We start from the raw sequence: 15,451 nt of genomic DNA on the forward strand, positions 1-15,451 counted from the left end.
TTGGGTTCCAGATGACTAGGGTGTGAGCTGGCATGACGTCCAGTCGGCTTCTGCTCGCCGCCAGTTGCCTGCTTTCCGCGTCAGCGCTCGAATTCGCAGGACAATGATCGAGGTCGTTTACTCATTTCATCGGCCCTTGCCACAATCTAGTGTCCCGAGTCACAAGTTCGCAATGTAGGCAGAAGGTTCGCGTCGCTGTACCAGAATGGGAGCTGCAGCAGCGAAAGAGTTTCTGATGGCGGTCCAGCAACTTGTGTCCTGATATCGAGCGATGACGAGCTTGCCGGACTGAAGTCGCTGCGGCGGAAGGCGACGCAGGAGCTGGCTCTAAGAGCCCGGATCGTGCTGACCTGCGCGGAAGGCAGTCAGAACAAGGAAGTGGCGGCCAAGCAGGCCTGGACCGGACGACGGTCGGTAAGTGGCGGCAACCGTTTGTGGAGCGTCGGGTGAACTGGCTGTATCACGAGCCGCGCTCCGGAGCGCCGCGCACGATTGACGATGCTCGTATCGAAGCCCTGATCGTGAGGACAGTGGAGAGGTGCCCTGAGAACGCCACCCGTTGGAATTCCCGCGACATGGCGAAGGCCAGCGGCCTCTCGTGGCGACAGTGGAGCGCATCTGGCGGGCCTTCGGACTCCAGCCGCATCGGATGGAGATGTTTCAAGCTTTTGACCAACCTAAGTTTCGTGGCCAAAGTGTGCGACGTCGTGGGCCTGTACGTCTTGCCGCCTGAGCACGCTATTGCTCCGCGTGTGGACGAGAAGTCTCCAAATCGAGGCGCTGGACCGCAGTTAGCCCATGCTGCCGATGCGTTTTGGCCGGCCGGCACGAAGAAGTCATGATACGCGAGGGACGGCACCACAAGTCGTTCATCGAGCCGGCACGAAACCAATCCGAAGAACCAGACCTCCGATGACCTCCTTGCTTCCATCGAGCGCTTCTGCCGCTACAATGCCCAGCAGCAGAATGCGACGCGGTGTTGCAAACTTCCGGTTCAGGACTCAAGGTGCGCTCGCTCCATCTCCGGGCTAGCATCGCAACCGTCGGGTCCGCTGCCCGAGCGGACAAATGTGATCTCTGGTGAACCCACGCCATGCCGAGATCGGCAGAGTCGCGGCGGTGGGCAGCCTGGAGAAGCTGTCCTTCGTGCCTGAGCTCGTCGTCGTCACCGCGCCGGCGCGCGAGGTCCCTGATATCATTGACCAGACTGGCCGTCGCAGCTCGGCCGGCGCCCTGATCGTCTCGGCGGGGCTTGGTCACGGACCGGGATCGCTTCAGGAAGCGGTCACTGCTGTCGCCCGCAAATACGGTATGCGGCTGATCGGCCCCAACTGCCTCGGCATCATGATGCCCGGCGCAAGCCTCGACGCGAGTTTCGCGGCGCACATGCCGGGGGCGGGAAACCTCGCGCTGATCTCCCAGTCGGGCGCGATCGCGGCCGGCATGGTGGATTGGGCCGCCCAACGCGGCGTCGGCTTCTCAGGCATCGTTACGATCGGCGATCAGATCGACGTCGACATCGCGGACCTGCTCGACCATTTCGCAATGGATCACAAGTCCCGCGCGATCGTGCTCTATATCGAAGCCATCAAGGACGCGCGGAAGTTCATGTCGGTGGCGCGCGCTGCGGCGCGCGTGAAACCCGTCGTCGTGGTGAAGTCCGGCCGCATGGCGCAGGGCGCGAAGGCCGCCGCCACGCATACGGACGCGCTTGCAGGCGCCGACGCGGTCTTCCGCCGTGCGGGACCGTCGTGCTCAAGCGCTCTGCGATGAGCTCATGCAGCTGCTCCTGCTCCTCGCTGACGGTTTCACGACCTCGTTCTACAATCTGCTCGAGGGGTCATGCGACTGTACAAGCTGCTTCCTGACGGCAGGCGTCAGATCGTGGGCTTTGCACTGCCCGGCGATTTCCTGGGGATGAATATTTCGGGCCGTCACAATTTCTCGGCCGACGCGATCGGCACGGTGGCCGTGTGCCAGTTCGCCAAGGCGCCGTTCGGTCGCTTCATCGAGGACCGGCCGCATCTGCTCAAGCGAATCAACGAGATGGCGATCCGTGAGTTGAGCCAGGCGCGCGCCCACATGGTCCTGCTCGGCCGTCGCTCGGCGGATGAAAAGGTCGCGGACGTTTCTACTCGGCTGGCGCGAGCGGCTGTTCTCACTCAAGGGGTCGTCGAACACGGTCCCACGTCCGATGAGCCGGCAGGACATTGCGGATTATCTCGGCCTGACCATCGAAACCGTCAGCCGCACCTTCACCAAGCTGGACGGCATGGAGCGATCGAGATCCTCCATGGCGGAATCAGCCTGCGCGATCCCGCACGGGTCGAGGCCCTGGCTGCGGCCTGAATTTTGCCCGGCATGCGGACACCGGCCCGGCCGATTCGCGCCTTTCGGAAGTGCCGCAGTTCCGCTGAGGCTTGCTGTCTCTGCAACTCTGCATAGTCTGAAACGCATCCGCGCACCCTCCGGGTGAGATTTCGCCGACGCGACCGGGGCATTTTAACTACACTTGCCTAAAGCCGTGCCTGTGCTTTCCGGTTGAAAAGCCCGGCAACACTGACTACGCAGGAACTCCAATGCCTCGCAGTCTTAGGAGTCCCGGCGTGCCTCAGGACAAGACCGGCGACCCCCGACAGTCGTCGGGCAACAAACTCTCAGTCCTGCGCAAGCACCCGATCTTCGCGGATCTGGAACCGGACGCGCTTGATCAGCTCTGCCGCTATGCCAAGCACACCACGGTCAAGCGTGGCTCGACCATCGCCGCCAAGGGCGACCCCGGCAACAATCTGTTCGCGGTGATCTCCGGAACAGTAAAGATTTCCTCCTCGTCGCCCGACGGCCGGAACGCCATTCTCAATCTGATCGGTCCCGGAGAAATCTTCGGCGAGATCGCCGTGCTCGATGGTGCACCGCGGTCGGCGGACGCGACCGCCAATACCAATTGCGAACTCTACATCATCGACCGCCGCGACTTTCTGCCGTTCGTGAAGAGTCAGCCGGCGCTCGCGATGAAATTCATCGAACTGCTCTGTGCGCGGCTGCGCTGGACCAGCCAGCAGGTCGAGCAGGTGATCTTGCAGAATCTGCCGGGCCGGTTGGCAAGCGCGCTGCTCGGCCTCACCGAGGAGCGCAAGTTCGACTCGGGCAGCGGCACACTCGCGATTACCCAGCAGGAGATCAGCGAGATGGTGGGGATGACGCGCGAGAGCATCAACAAGCAATTGCGCGCATGGTCCGGACGCAACTGGGTGCGCCTCGAGCATGGCGCCATCGTCGTGCTTGATACCGATGCGCTGCGCGCGCTCGCCGAGAGTGGCCTCGAGGGCGAGTGAGCTTCTCGCGGTGGGGCGCTCTGCCCACGTAGCGCTCCCTCGTGTCTGTATTCGGAAAAATTGAACTTTCTGCCGATTGTCCGCGGGGGCACCGCGTGGTTGATCGATGCAACTCCAGCATCGATCAATGCCGCATTTGGCTTGGACTCAGAATGCCGCCCGCCCTAGGGACGACGCTGGCGATATCGCGCCGGTGCGGCGCGTTCGTACAGGATGAGGCGATCGTCTCGCCCGAACCTCAAGCCGCAATCAATAGCGGTCGAGCACAATACCAGAGGAATGTCCATGGATACGATGAGCATCGCTACCGCGCATCCGGCATTGGCCGGTGACGCGGCCCGATTGCCGGGGAGCCGGCACTTGCCGCGCAGGTCCCCCGTAGGAGCGGGCGCGATGAGCGTCGCACTGTCCCGGGCAGACACTACCAACGAGCCAAATCCCCTCGACTCCGCTACGCAACCCTACGAAGGTGGTGCAGTTGCAGCGCTTGACTTCACACCCGAAGTGGAGCGACCCAAGGCGGCCCGCAGCACGTGCCCAACGACGACATAATCAACTCAGGAGGAAACCCCAGATGAAGACATTAATCGGTATCATCGCAGCCGCTGCATTGGCGGTGTCGGCGCCGCTCGCAACCGCACGCGATTTCCGCTCCGCCGACGTCCATCCGGCCGACTATCCGACCGTCGAAGCCGTCAAGTTCTTGGGCAAGCAGCTTGCGACAGCGAGCGGCGGCAAGCTTGGCGTGAAGGTATTTCCGAACGGAGCTCTGGGCTCCGAGAAGGACACCATCGAGCAGCTCAAGATCGGCGCGCTCGACATGATGCGGATCAACTCATCGCCGCTCAACAATTTCGTGCCTGAGACCGTCGCGCTGTGCCTGCCCTTCGTGTTCCGCGACACCCAGCATATGCGCAACGTTCTCGACGGGCCGATTGGCGACGAGATCCTGGCCGCCATGGAGCCGGCCGGCCTGATCGGCCTCGCCTATTACGACAGCGGCGCCCGTTCGATTTACACCGTCAAGGCACCGATCAAGTCGCTTGCAGACGTCAAGGGCCTGAAGATCCGCGTCCAGCAGTCCGATCTGTGGGTCGGCATGATCGAGAGCCTCGGCGCCAACCCGACGCCGATGCCGTATGGCGAGGTCTACACCGCCCTCAAGACCGGCCTGGTGGACGCTGCCGAGAACAACTGGCCTTCCTACGAATCCTCGCGCCACTTCGAGGCCGCCAAGTTCTACAACGTCACCGAGCACTCGCTGGCGCCCGAAGTCCTGGTGATGTCGAAGAAGGTCTGGGACACGCTCAGCAAGGAGGATCAGGCGATGATCCGCAAGGCGGCCAAGGAATCGGTGCCCGTCATGCGCAAGCTCTGGGACGAGCGTGAGCAGGCTTCGCGCAAAACCGTCGAGGCAGCCGGCGTTCAGGTCGTCACGATCGCGAACAAGCAGGAGTTCGTCGATGCGATGAAGCCGGTCTACGCCAAGTTCGCCGGTGACGACAAGCTGCAGAGCCTCGTCAAGCGCATTCAGGCCACGAAGTAGCACCACAGCGCATTCGGTCCGGCGTCGCCGCGAGGCGGCACCGGGCCCTTGCTAGGAGACGATGATGACAGACCCTCACGTTGCAAGCCACGAGCAGGAGGTAGAAGGGCGACCGTCCACCGGCTTGCTGTCGCGGATCAATGCCGTCATCGCCCGGCTCGGCATGTATCTGTCCGTGACCGGCCTGCTCGTCATCGTCACCATCGTGTTCTACCAGGTGTTCGGGCGTTACGTGCTCAATTCCAGCCCGACCTGGACGGAGAATCTCGCACTGGTGCTGATCCTCTACGTCACGCTGATCGGCGCCGCCGTCGGCGTACGCGATGCCGGACATATCGGCATGGACAGCTTGCTGGTGATGCTTCCGGATCATGTACGCGAGAAGATCGAGTTCGTGATCCACGTCCTGGTGGCGATCTTCGGCGTTGCGATGGTCTACAACGGCTGGATCCTCGGCGCGTCGGTCGGAACCGTGAAGATCCCCAATCTCGGCCTTCCCGAGGTCGTCCGTTACGTGCCACTGATCGCCTCCGGCGTTCTGATCGTCTCCTTCTCAATCGAGCACATCATTGCTCTCCTGCGTGGCGAAGAGGTCGTCCCCTCATGGAACTGATTATTCTCGGCGCCACCTTCTTCGGCTTCCTTGTCCTCGGCGTACCGGTCGCCTTCGCGATCGGGCTGTCGGCGATTTGCACCATCCTTTACGAAGGCCTGCCGGTCGCCGTCATCTTCCAGCAGATGATGTCGGGGATGAACATCTTCTCGTTCCTGGCCATTCCGTTCTTCGTGTTCAGCGGTGAGCTGATGCTGCATGGCGGCGTCGCCGACAAGATCGTGCAGCTCGCCAAGAATCTCGTCGGACACATCCGCGGCGGCCTCGGCATGTCGAACGTGGTCGCCTGTACGCTGTTCGGCGGCGTCTCCGGCTCGCCCGTGGCCGACGTATCGGCGATGGGCGCGGTGATGATCCCGATGATGAAAAAGGAAGGGTTCGACACCGACTACGCCGTCAATGTCACCACCCATGCCTCGCTGGTCGGAGCGCTGATGCCGACCAGCCACAACATGATCATCTATGCGCTCGCCGCCGGCGGCAAGGTCTCGATCGGCGCACTGATCGCCGCCGGCCTCCTGCCGGCGATGGTGCTGATGGTGTGCATGCTGGCCGCCGCCTACGCGGTGGCGGTGAAGCGCGGCTATCCGGCCGGCAAGTTCCCGGGCTGGGCCGAGGTGTTTCGCTCGTTCACAGCCGCGCTGCCCGGCCTTCTGATCGTCGGCATCATCCTGTCCGGCATCCTGTCCGGTGTCTTTACGGCAACTGAGTCCGCTGCCGTCGCGGTTACATATACGATCCTGCTGACGTTCTTCATCTACCGCACCATGACCTTGTCGAACTTCCTGCGCGCCGCAGCGAAGGCGGTGAAGACGACGGGCGTGGTGTTGCTGCTGATCGGCGTCTCCACCATGTTCCAGTATCTGATGGGCCTCTATGAGGTCGCCGACTTCGCTGGCGACCTCATGAGCAAGGTCTCGTCGCAGCCCTGGATGATCTTCCTGCTCATCAACGTCATCCTGTTCTTGCTCGGCACGTTCATGGACATGGCGGCGACCATCCTGATCTGCACCCCGATCTTCCTGCCGATCGCGATGAAGGCGGGCATGGACCCGGTGCAGTTCGGCATGCTGATGCTGATCAACTGCGCCCTCGGGCTGAACACCCCGCCGGTCGGCACGACGCAGTTTGTCGGTTGCGCCATTGGCGGCATCTCGGTCGGCGCGGTGATGCGCACCATCATGCCGTTCTACGCGGCCCTAATCGCGGCGCTGATGTTCGTGACCTATGTCCCGGCCTTCTCGCTGTGGCTGCCCCGTCTGCTGATGGGATATAAGGGATAGCAGTCGTGCGTTCGCCGGCATTGGCCGGCGAACCGCGCTTGCGATAGTTTGCGTCACAGCAACAGGGAGAATCTGTCCGTGACTGACTATCGCAAGCTCTTCGATCTGACCGGCAAGACGGCCGTGGTGCTCGGCGCCGCATCGGGCATCGGCAAATCGTCGGCCGAGGCGCTGGCCGGGCTTGGCGCCCGCGTTGTCTGCGCCGATCGCGCGCTTGACGCGGCAGAGGCGACGGCCGCGGGCATTCGCGACAAGGGCGGTTGGGCCGAAGCGGCCGCATGCGATGCTGCGAGCGCTGCCGACGTCAACGCGCTCGCCAAAACCGTGATGCAGAAGTTTTCGCGGCTCGACATCGCCGTGACCACGCCCGGGCTCAACATCCGCAAGACCATCCTCGACTACACCGAGGAGGATCTCGACCGCGTCCTGAACCTCAACGTCAAGGGAACGGTCTGGTTCTTCCAGGCCTTTGGCCGCATCATGGTCGAGCAAAAGGGCGGCAGCATCATCGCCTGCTCCTCGGTGCGTGCGGTGACCATTGAGCCGGGCCTCGGCGTCTATGGATCGACGAAGGCCGCGATTGGTCTGCTGGTGAAGGGCTTTGCCTCCGAGGTCGGCCGCTCCGGCGTTCGCGTCAACGCGATCGCGCCGAGCATCGCCGAGACCGCGCTGACCAGCCCGTTCAAGCAGCGTCCCGACATCTACAATCTCTACGCCGGCCACACCGTGTTCAACCGCTGGAGCAGCGCCGACGAGGTCGCGACGGCGGTGGCCTATCTCGCCTCGGACGCCGCGAGCTATGTCACCGGCAGCACGCTGTTCGTCGATGGCGGCTGGACCGGGGTCGACGGTCCGCCGACCGGTCTCACCCAGCTGCACACATAAGGTACACATCTAGCCGGCAAAGCCCACGCGCCGGCGCAGGTCCCTGTGATCTGCGCCAGTCAGCAGTGCGATCAGCGCGGCGGCTTCGTTCGGATGCGCCGCTTGCGCGGTCACGCCGGCGGTATACATCGTCACCAGCTCGCAGCCCGGCGGCAGCGAACCTGATAGTGCGATGCCCTCGGTTGCGATGATCTCGGTCGCCTGCGTGCATCCGATCGGCCGCGTCGCGGTGGACGCCGCCAGCTCGCGCATCGCTGTTGCGCCGTTCGGAAAGATCTTCAGCCGCGATGTGACCTCATAGGCGATGCCGAGCTGATCCAGCACTTTTGCGACGTGCTGGCCCGCGGTCGAGGCCTTGGTGTCGGGAACGTAGATGGCGTCCGCGGAGCGCAGGACCTCGCGCAGATCGGCCTCCGTGTTCACGGTTACCCTGGGATCGCGGCTGCGGACCGCCAGCGCGGTCTCGACCCGGCCGACATCGGCTATCGAGGAGGCGACGACAAGCTTCTCCGCGGCAAGTTTTGCCAGCAGAGCCTGCGTCAGGATCACGAGATCCGCCGGCGTGGCCGCGCGCAGCTTGTCCGCCATCACACCGACCGCGCCGAATTCGCCGTCGATACCGAAACCGGTCTGCAACTTGAAGGCCTCGCTGAGGCCGCGCACCAGGCCTTGCGCCGCGCCGCCGCTCAAAATGTTCACTGTGGTCACGATGCAAGCTCCATGGCTGCGATGATTTTGTCGCGTGTGATCGGCAGGTCGCGTATGCGCACGCCAAGGCAATCATGGACCGCATTCGCGATGGCCGCCGTCACAGGGCCGTGCGCAGCCTCGCCGGCCCCGACCGGCTCGATCTCCGGCCGCTGGATGATCTCCACATCGACCATTGGCACCTCGCTGAATGTCAGGATCGGATAGTCCGTCCACGAGGTCGATGTGATGCGCAACGGATCGAAGCGGACGCGCTCCTTCAGCACCCAGCTCGTCGCCTGGATCGCGCCGCCCTCGATCTGGTTGATGACGCCGTCCGGATTGATGGCTTCGCCGACATCGACCGCAAGCGTCAGCCGTCTCACGCGGATCTCGTCGGTGCCTTCGATCTCGGCGATCCCTGCACAATAGGCGCCGGTGTTCTTGTAGCGGGCAAAGCCGACGCCGTAGCCGATGCCGGATCGCCGCTCGGGCTTCCAGGCCGCGCGTCGCGCCGCTGCGCGGATCACCTCGCGTGCCCGCTCGTCGCGGAGATGCTGCAGGCGAAACGCGATCGGGTCTTCGCCGCGCAAGGCGGCGATCTCGTCGACCAGAGATTCGATCGCGAACACATTGCCCTGCGCGCCGAGGGTCCGCAGCGCCGAGGTGCGCACCGGCATGGTCAGGAGGCGATGGCTCGTGATCGTCCAGGCCGGGAAGTCATAGAGCGGAACGGAGTTGCGGTCTCCTCCGCCGCCATTGGCAGCGGGCGGATTCGTCGAGATCATGCGCGGATAGGGATTTGCGATCTCGCTTGCCGCCAGTAGCGCGGGCTGCGCCGCACGCCCGGGCCGCGCCGCGTGGCCGTTGCTCCAGATCGCATGGCGCCAGCCAATGATCTCGTTATCCGCATCGAGATCGGCCTCGATCTCGATGGCCATCGCGGCACCAAACGGCGCGTGTGACATTTCGTCATGACGAGACCATTGCACCCGCACCGGGCGGCCGTCGGCCGCCTTCGCCAGCAGCACGGCATCGAGCGCGACATCGTCAGCCGCGTTGTGCCCGTAGCAGCCTGCGCCTTCCATATGCTCGACGACGATGTTCTCAGTCGGCAGCTTAAGCACGATCGCGAGATCGGCGCGCAGCAGATAGACGCCCTGGCTGTGCGTCCAGACATGGACCCGGTCGCCATCCCATCGCGCCATTGCGCAGGACGGCGCGATCGAGGCATGTGCGATGTAGGGCCGCGTGTATTGCCGGCGGAGCGTGCGTGCAGCTTGTTCTGTCGCGGCGGCTACCCGGGTGTCGATGACCGTGGTCTCGACTGGCTGGCTTCTCAGGAAGTCAGCCAGATCGTCTTCGTCAGGAAGCGGCTCGCCGGCCGACCAGGTCGCATCCTTGCGCAGGGCCTTCAGCGCGGCTTCCGCCGCGACCTCACTGTCGGCCACGACGCCTGCAAAACTGCCGTCGCGGACGATGCCGATGAGACCGGAAACGCCGCGTGCGGCCGCTTCGTCGAGCGCGATCAGCCTCGCGCCCGAGATGTCCGGCCGCAGCACGCGTCCATGCACCAGCCCCGGCAACGCGCAGTCATGGATGAACCGCGGCCGCGCGAACACCTTGTCGGGAATGTCGACGCGCTGGATCGCATGCCCGGCGACCGCGCGCTTGGCGGCAGTCTTCGCCGAAGCGCCTGCGGTCGCATCGCGATCCAGCGAGACGTCGCCAGCCAGTTCCCAGTAGCTGGTCCTGATATTGCCGGGACCTGAGATCGTGCCGTCCTCGACACCGAGCAGCGCCGCATCGACGCCAAGACGTTCGGATGCTGCCGCGAGGAAGCGCTGGCGCACCTCAGAGCAGACGTGGCGCAGTGCGCGGCCGGACTGCTGAATCGACAGGCTGCCGGAAGTGACACCCTCATTCGGGCTCGCAGCCGTCGAGGCGCGGATCATGTCGATGCGGCCGATCTCGATGTCGAGCTCGTCCGCCGCGATCTGTGCCAGCGCCGTGACGATACCCTGGCCGATCTCGACCTTGCCGGGCGAGATCGCCACGCGGCCTTCGCCGGTGAACTTCACCCAGGACGACAGTCTAGGATTGGCTGCGAGGCTAAGCGGCAGTTTCGGGGCAGGGGGCGACGCACTCATGATGTTGCGATCTCCGATGCCGCCCGGAGCACGGCGCGGACCATGCGGTTGTGCGATCCACAGCGGCACAGATTGCGGTCGAGCGCCGCCCTGACCTCGGCTTCCGATGGCGATGGATTGCGCTTCAGCAGCGCCGCCGCGCTGATCAGGATCCCCGAGACGCAATAGCCGCATTGCATCGCCTGTTCGGCGATGAAGGCGCGTTGCAGCGGATGCGGTTGCTCGGCGGTGCCGAGGCCCTCCAGTGTGACGATTTCCTTGTCCGCCACCGACCACATCGGCATGTCGCAGGACGCCATCGCGCGGTTGTCGACCATCACGTAACAGGCGCCGCATTCACCGGCCCCGCAGCCGAAATGGGGACTGGTGGTGCCGAGCTGGCCGCGCAGCACGTCGAGCAGCGTTTGATCGGGATCGGCATCCACCGCCACCGTCGCGCCGTTGAGCTGGAATCGAATGGTGGGCATGATCGGCGCGGCCTCAGGATTTATCGAACTTCTTGACGATTTCGGCCCATTTCGCGATGTCGCCCTGGAGGAACTTGTCGAACTCCTCCGGCGTCATCGACATGGGCACGGCACCCTGCTCAGTCCAGAGTTTTACGATGTCGGGCCGCTTCACCATCGCGTTCACGGCCGAATTGAGCTTGTCGATGACAAGTTTTGGCGTGCCCACTGGCGCCATCAGGCCGAGCCAGATCGTCGCCTCGTAGCCGGGAACGCCGGCCTCGCCGGCAGTCGGCACATTGGGCAGCACCGCGGACCGCTGCTGGCCGGTGGTCGCGAGGGCGCGGACCTGGTTTTCTCCGATGTTCGGCGCCATCGCCGGCACCGCGTCGATCATCATCTGCACCTGGCCGCCGATCACGCCGCTGCGCGCCTCGCCGCTGTTGCGGTAGGGGACGTGGACGATTTCGATGCCGGCCATCGCTTTGAACAGCTCGCCGGCCATGTGATAGGGCGTGCCCTGGCCGGAAGAGGCGTAGTTCAATTTGCCCGGCTGCGCCTTGGCGAGCGCGATGAACTCCTGCAGCGTCTTCGCCGGAACTTGCGGGTTCACCACGATCACGAGTTCGGAATAGTTCACGGGCGCAATCGGTGCGAGGTCACGCATCAGATCGTATTTGCGCTGCTCCGGCGTCAGCAGCGATTCATTTGCGGTCTGGGTGTTGGACATCATCAACAGGGTGTAGCCGTCGGCCGCCGACTTCGCAGCCTCGACCGTGCCGATGACGCCGCCCGCACCGGTGCGGTTCTCGACCACGAAGGGCTGGCCAAAGCGCTCCTGGAGCGCGTTGCCGATCAGCCGCGCCGCGACGTCGGCCGGCCCGCCGGCGCCGAAGGGGACGACAATGCGGACTGCGCGCGCAGGATAGCCTTGCGCCAGGGACGGAGTTGCGGAGCATGCGGTGAGCAGGCCGGCGGCGAGCGCCAGCATCAATTGTCGAGCCGTCACGCCCACCTCCCTGAACTCGTTTTTGTTGGCCGGCACTGTAGCGACAGGGCGCGCGGGCTGTCGACGCCTCATAAAGTCGATCTCGGCCGGAATATCGGACCGTTTTCGGTGTGGCGGCGGGGCCTTTCGCGGTCGCGGGAGGAACACGCCACGCGCATGGCTTGAGCATTTTGCATGGGCGTTGCCGGATAAATGCCCTCGGCTGCCCGGTATTTTGGTGTTACGAAATTGGTCATGAACCAGCACGCCAAGATCGAGATCCGTCACTCCACCTGTCCGCACGATTGCCCGTCGGCCTGTGCGCTCGATATCGAGGTGGTCGAGGGTCGCAGCATCGGCCGCGTCCGCGGCTCGAAAAAGCAGACCTACACGGCTGGCGTGGTCTGCGCCAAGGTCGCGCGCTACGCCGAGCGCATCCATCACCCGGAGCGGGTGATGTTTCCGATGCGCCGGACGGGTGCGAAAGGCTCCGGCCAGTTTGCGCGGATTTCCTGGGACGAGGCGCTCGACGAGATCGCCGATCGCTTCAACCGGGCAGAGCGCGAGTTCGGCGCGGAGTCGATCTGGCCGTATTACTACGCCGGCACGATGGGGCTGGTGATGCGCGACGGCCTCAACCGTCTCACGCATGTGAAAAAATATTCGCGCTTCTACCAGACCATCTGCGCCAATGTCGGGCGCATCGGCTTTGCGATCGGCACCGGCAAGATCGCGGGCGTCGATCCGCGCGAGATGGCGCTGTCCGATCTCGTGGTGATCTGGGGCACCAATCCGGTCAACACGCAGGTCAACGTGATGACGCACGCTGCGCGTGCCCGGAAGGAGCGCGGCGCCAAAATCGCTGCGGTCGACGTCTACGACAACGAGACCATGAAGCAGGCCGATATCAAGATCCTGCTGCGGCCCGGCACCGACGGCGCGTTCGCCTGCGGCGTGATGCATGTTCTCTTCCGCGACGGTTATGCCGATCACGCCTACATGGACAAGTACACCGACTGCCCGGCTGAACTCGAGGCGCATCTGAAGTCGCGCACGCCGGAATGGGCCTCCGCAATCTCTGGCGTGCCGGTGGCGGAGATCGAGGCCTTCGCCAAGGCGGTCGGCGAGACCAAACGGACCTTCTTCCGTCTCGGCTACGGCTTCACCCGTTCGCGCAACGGCGCGACGCAGATGCATGCGGCCAACTGCATTCCCGCGGTGACCGGCGCCTGGCAGTACGAGGGCGGCGGCGCCTTCTTCAACAATTACGCGCTGTGGCACTTCAACGAAGCCGTCATTGAAGGCCATGACGAGATCGACAAGGCCACCCGCGCGCTCGACCAGTCGCAGATCGGCCGCATCCTTACCGGCGACGCCGAGGCTCTGCTCGGCAAGGGCCCGGTCAAGGCGATGCTGATCCAGAATACCAATCCGATGACAGTGGCTCCGGAGCAGGCGCGGGTAGCCCAAGGCTTTGCGCGCGAGGATCTGTTCGTCGCGGTGCACGAGCAGTTCATGACCGAGACGGCGCAAATGGCCGACATCGTGCTGCCGGCAACCATGTTCATGGAGCATGACGATCTTTATTACGGCGGCGGCCATCAGCACATCTCGGTCGGCCCGAAGCTGATCGATCCGCCCGGCGAATGCCGCTCGAACCACCAGGTGCTGCAGGCGCTGGCGCCGCGGCTTGGCGCAAAGCATCGCGGCTTCGAGATGACGCCGCGCGAATTGATCGACGCGACGCTGAAGCTCAGCGACCACGGCGACATCGCCGGCCTCGAAGCCGACATCTGGCGCGATCTGCAGCCGGACTTCCGCACCTCGCACTATCTCGATGGCTTTGCTCATCCCGACAAAAAATTCCATTTCAAGGCCGACTGGGCGCATCCGCCGTTCGGCCAGACCATGGGCGATTTCGACAAGATGCCGTCGCTGCCGGACCATTGGGCCGTGATCGAGCACACCGACCAGGCCCATCCGTTCCGGCTCGCGACCAGCCCGTCGCGCAGCTTCCTCAACACCACCTTCAACGAGACCCCGTCCTCGCAGGCGCGCGAGGGCAAGGCGAGCGTGATGATCCATCCGCTGGATGCGGCTGCACTCGACATCGCCGACGGCGATGCAGTGACGCTCGGCAACACCCGCGGCGAGACCACGCTGACTGCCGTGCTGTTCGAGGGCGTGCGGCGCGGCGTGCTGATTGCGGAATCTGTGCATCCGAACAAGAATCATATCGGTGGCCGGGGCATCAACATGCTGACCGGTGCGGACACGATTGCCCCGATCGGCGGCGCAGCGTTTCACGACAACAAGGTCTGGATCAGGAAAGCGGCCGCGGCCTGAGCTGCGCTCGCGCTTTGATCGCGCGCAGATTTGCGTCGAGGCGCTAAAGCGGCGCCGCATGGCAGTTTGCCCTTGCACCTCACGCCGAGGCTGCCGCAGATGGCTGCAAAACGGGAGCAAGGATATAGCGTCATGACCGACACCGCAGGCGTCATCACCGAGAAGCGCGGGCAGGCGCTCTGGATCACCATCAACCGGCCGGAAAAGCGCAACGCGCTGAACGGCGATGTCATCGCCGGCATCGCACGCGGCTATCGCGACGCGCATGACGACAAGGACGTTCGCGTCATCGTGTTGACCGGTGCGGGCGACAAGGCGTTCTGCGCCGGCGCCGATTTGCAGAATTCCGGTGCGGCTTTCGCGATGGATCATTCCAGGCCGAACGTCGATTATGCCGATCTGCTGCGGCTGTCGCAGAACGCCACCAAGCCCGCGATCGCGCGCGTCGGCGGCGTCTGCATGGCCGGAGGTATGGGCCTTCTTTGCATGACCGACATGGCGGTCGCGGCGGATCATGTCATCTTCGGCCTGCCTGAGGTGAAGGTCGGCGTGTTTCCGATGCAGGTGCTGAGCCTGTTGCAGGAGATCGCACCGCGACGCCTCGTCAACGAATGGGCGCTCACCGGCGAGCCGTTCGATGCGAAGGCGGCGCAAGCGGCTGGCCTGCTCAACTACGTCGTGCCCACGGCCGAGCTTGATGCCAAGATCGACTGGCTGATCGGCCGCATCGTCGATAAATCCCCGACCGCGATCCGCCGCGGCAAATACGCGATGCGCGCCATCGCCTCGATGTCGTTCGACGAGAGCATCGCCTACACCGAAAGCCAGATCGCACTGCTCGCGATGACCGAGGACGCCAAGGAGGGGCTGAAAGCATTCGGCGAGAAGAGGAAGCCGGTCTGGACGGGACGGTAGGCGTAGATGTTCGGTAGTTTGGAATATCAGAAATCCAAGAAAAATACCTCAATTTGTTGGTGCCGCGAACTGATCTTCTGAAGAAGCTGTTCTAGAGCGCTGGAGCCGGCGCTTTTGAGAGGCAGCGATCAGCTGCTTCTGTGTACGCTTTGCATACGTTGGCAATTGATGTCTGGAGCGATGACGGCCGGCGGTCCGTAACTCAGCGTCCGTGAGGTCGCTGTCAGCACCTTCCGTGAACCCGCCGTGGCGAAATG

General features: G+C 64.0%; 11 protein-coding genes and 2 pseudogenes. 9 read left to right on the forward strand and 4 right to left on the reverse strand.

Annotation, left to right across the window (positions count from 1 at the left end):
• Window positions 1-1,077: 1,077 nt before the first annotated feature.
• The 7 genes and pseudogenes from FXB38_RS12615 to FXB38_RS12650 form a co-directional block, all read left to right on the forward strand.
• Window positions 1,078-1,770: pseudogene (locus tag FXB38_RS12615) on the forward strand (CoA-binding protein); the annotation flags it as partial.
• A 31-nt stretch (window positions 1,771-1,801) separates the two neighbouring features.
• A pseudogene (locus FXB38_RS44835) lies at window positions 1,802-2,349 on the forward strand (helix-turn-helix domain-containing protein); the annotation flags it as partial.
• 257 nt (window positions 2,350-2,606) lie between these two features.
• Window positions 2,607-3,335, forward strand: a complete 729-nt coding sequence (locus FXB38_RS12625) for a Crp/Fnr family transcriptional regulator (protein WP_148751183.1) — start codon at window positions 2,607-2,609, stop codon at window positions 3,333-3,335.
• Window positions 3,336-3,909: 574 nt separating this feature from the next.
• A complete protein-coding gene (locus FXB38_RS12635; RefSeq protein ID WP_148751185.1) occupies window positions 3,910-4,881 on the forward strand; it encodes a TRAP transporter substrate-binding protein in 972 nt (323 codons plus the stop codon).
• Window positions 4,882-4,945: 64 nt separating this feature from the next.
• Complete coding sequence (locus FXB38_RS12640; RefSeq protein ID WP_148751186.1) at window positions 4,946-5,494, forward strand: TRAP transporter small permease; 549 nt, start codon at window positions 4,946-4,948, stop codon at window positions 5,492-5,494.
• Complete coding sequence (locus tag FXB38_RS12645) at window positions 5,485-6,777, forward strand: TRAP transporter large permease (protein ID WP_148751187.1); 1,293 nt, start codon at window positions 5,485-5,487, stop codon at window positions 6,775-6,777. Before FXB38_RS12640 ends, FXB38_RS12645 begins: the two co-directional genes overlap by 10 nt.
• A 78-nt stretch (window positions 6,778-6,855) precedes the next feature.
• Window positions 6,856-7,662: an SDR family NAD(P)-dependent oxidoreductase gene (locus tag FXB38_RS12650; RefSeq protein WP_148751188.1), complete on the forward strand. Its 807-nt coding sequence runs from the start codon at window positions 6,856-6,858 to the stop codon at window positions 7,660-7,662.
• Between the two features lie 9 nt (window positions 7,663-7,671).
• Here FXB38_RS12650 and FXB38_RS12655 read toward each other — a convergent pair whose 3' ends face one another.
• The 4 genes from FXB38_RS12655 to FXB38_RS12670 are packed head-to-tail and all read right to left on the reverse strand — an operon-like array spanning window position 7,672 to window position 11,936.
• Complete coding sequence (locus tag FXB38_RS12655; protein ID WP_148751189.1) at window positions 7,672-8,370, reverse strand: molybdate ABC transporter substrate-binding protein; 699 nt, start codon at window positions 8,368-8,370, stop codon at window positions 7,672-7,674.
• Window positions 8,367-10,499 carry a xanthine dehydrogenase family protein molybdopterin-binding subunit gene (locus FXB38_RS12660; protein WP_148751190.1) on the reverse strand — a complete coding sequence of 711 codons (2,133 nt, stop codon included), beginning with the start codon at window positions 10,497-10,499 and terminating at the stop codon, window positions 8,367-8,369. Before FXB38_RS12660 ends, FXB38_RS12655 begins: the two co-directional genes overlap by 4 nt.
• Window positions 10,496-10,966 (reverse strand): (2Fe-2S)-binding protein, encoded by a 471-nt coding sequence (locus FXB38_RS12665; RefSeq protein WP_148751191.1) that lies wholly within the window; start codon window positions 10,964-10,966, stop codon window positions 10,496-10,498. Before FXB38_RS12665 ends, FXB38_RS12660 begins: the two co-directional genes overlap by 4 nt.
• A 13-nt stretch (window positions 10,967-10,979) precedes the next feature.
• Window positions 10,980-11,936 carry a tripartite tricarboxylate transporter substrate binding protein gene (locus FXB38_RS12670; RefSeq protein ID WP_187434877.1) on the reverse strand — a complete coding sequence of 319 codons (957 nt, stop codon included), beginning with the start codon at window positions 11,934-11,936 and terminating at the stop codon, window positions 10,980-10,982.
• A gap of 252 nt (window positions 11,937-12,188) precedes the next feature.
• On the opposite strand from FXB38_RS12670, the gene FXB38_RS12675 reads away from it, so the two are divergent.
• Together FXB38_RS12675 and FXB38_RS12680 are read left to right on the forward strand one after the other, a co-directional pair.
• Window positions 12,189-14,279, forward strand: coding sequence for a molybdopterin oxidoreductase family protein (locus FXB38_RS12675; RefSeq protein WP_148751192.1), 2,091 nt, complete (start codon window positions 12,189-12,191; stop codon window positions 14,277-14,279).
• A 132-nt stretch (window positions 14,280-14,411) separates the two neighbouring features.
• On the forward strand, window positions 14,412-15,194 hold the full coding sequence (locus tag FXB38_RS12680) for an enoyl-CoA hydratase/isomerase family protein (protein ID WP_148751193.1): 783 nt from the start codon (window positions 14,412-14,414) through the stop codon (window positions 15,192-15,194).
• Window positions 15,195-15,451: the final 257 nt, after the last annotated feature.

This window comes from Bradyrhizobium cytisi, from assembly GCF_008123515.1.
Taxonomy (GTDB): Bacteria; Pseudomonadota; Alphaproteobacteria; order Rhizobiales; family Xanthobacteraceae; genus Bradyrhizobium; species Bradyrhizobium cytisi.

Coding starts and splice junctions, on each gene's coding strand:
- FXB38_RS12680 (WP_148751193.1), top strand. CDS start 14,412: ATGACCGACACCGCAGGCGTCATCACCGAGAAGCGCGGGCAGGCGCTC.
- FXB38_RS12640 (WP_148751186.1), top strand. CDS start 4,946: ATGACAGACCCTCACGTTGCAAGCCACGAGCAGGAGGTAGAAGGGCGA.
- FXB38_RS12645 (WP_148751187.1), top strand. CDS start 5,485: ATGGAACTGATTATTCTCGGCGCCACCTTCTTCGGCTTCCTTGTCCTC.
- FXB38_RS12660 (WP_148751190.1), bottom strand. CDS start 10,499: ATGAGTGCGTCGCCCCCTGCCCCGAAACTGCCGCTTAGCCTCGCAGCC.
- FXB38_RS12675 (WP_148751192.1), top strand. CDS start 12,189: ATGAACCAGCACGCCAAGATCGAGATCCGTCACTCCACCTGTCCGCAC.
- FXB38_RS12665 (WP_148751191.1), bottom strand. CDS start 10,966: ATGCCCACCATTCGATTCCAGCTCAACGGCGCGACGGTGGCGGTGGAT.
- FXB38_RS12670 (WP_187434877.1), bottom strand. CDS start 11,936: ATGCTGGCGCTCGCCGCCGGCCTGCTCACCGCATGCTCCGCAACTCCG.
- FXB38_RS12635 (WP_148751185.1), top strand. CDS start 3,910: ATGAAGACATTAATCGGTATCATCGCAGCCGCTGCATTGGCGGTGTCG.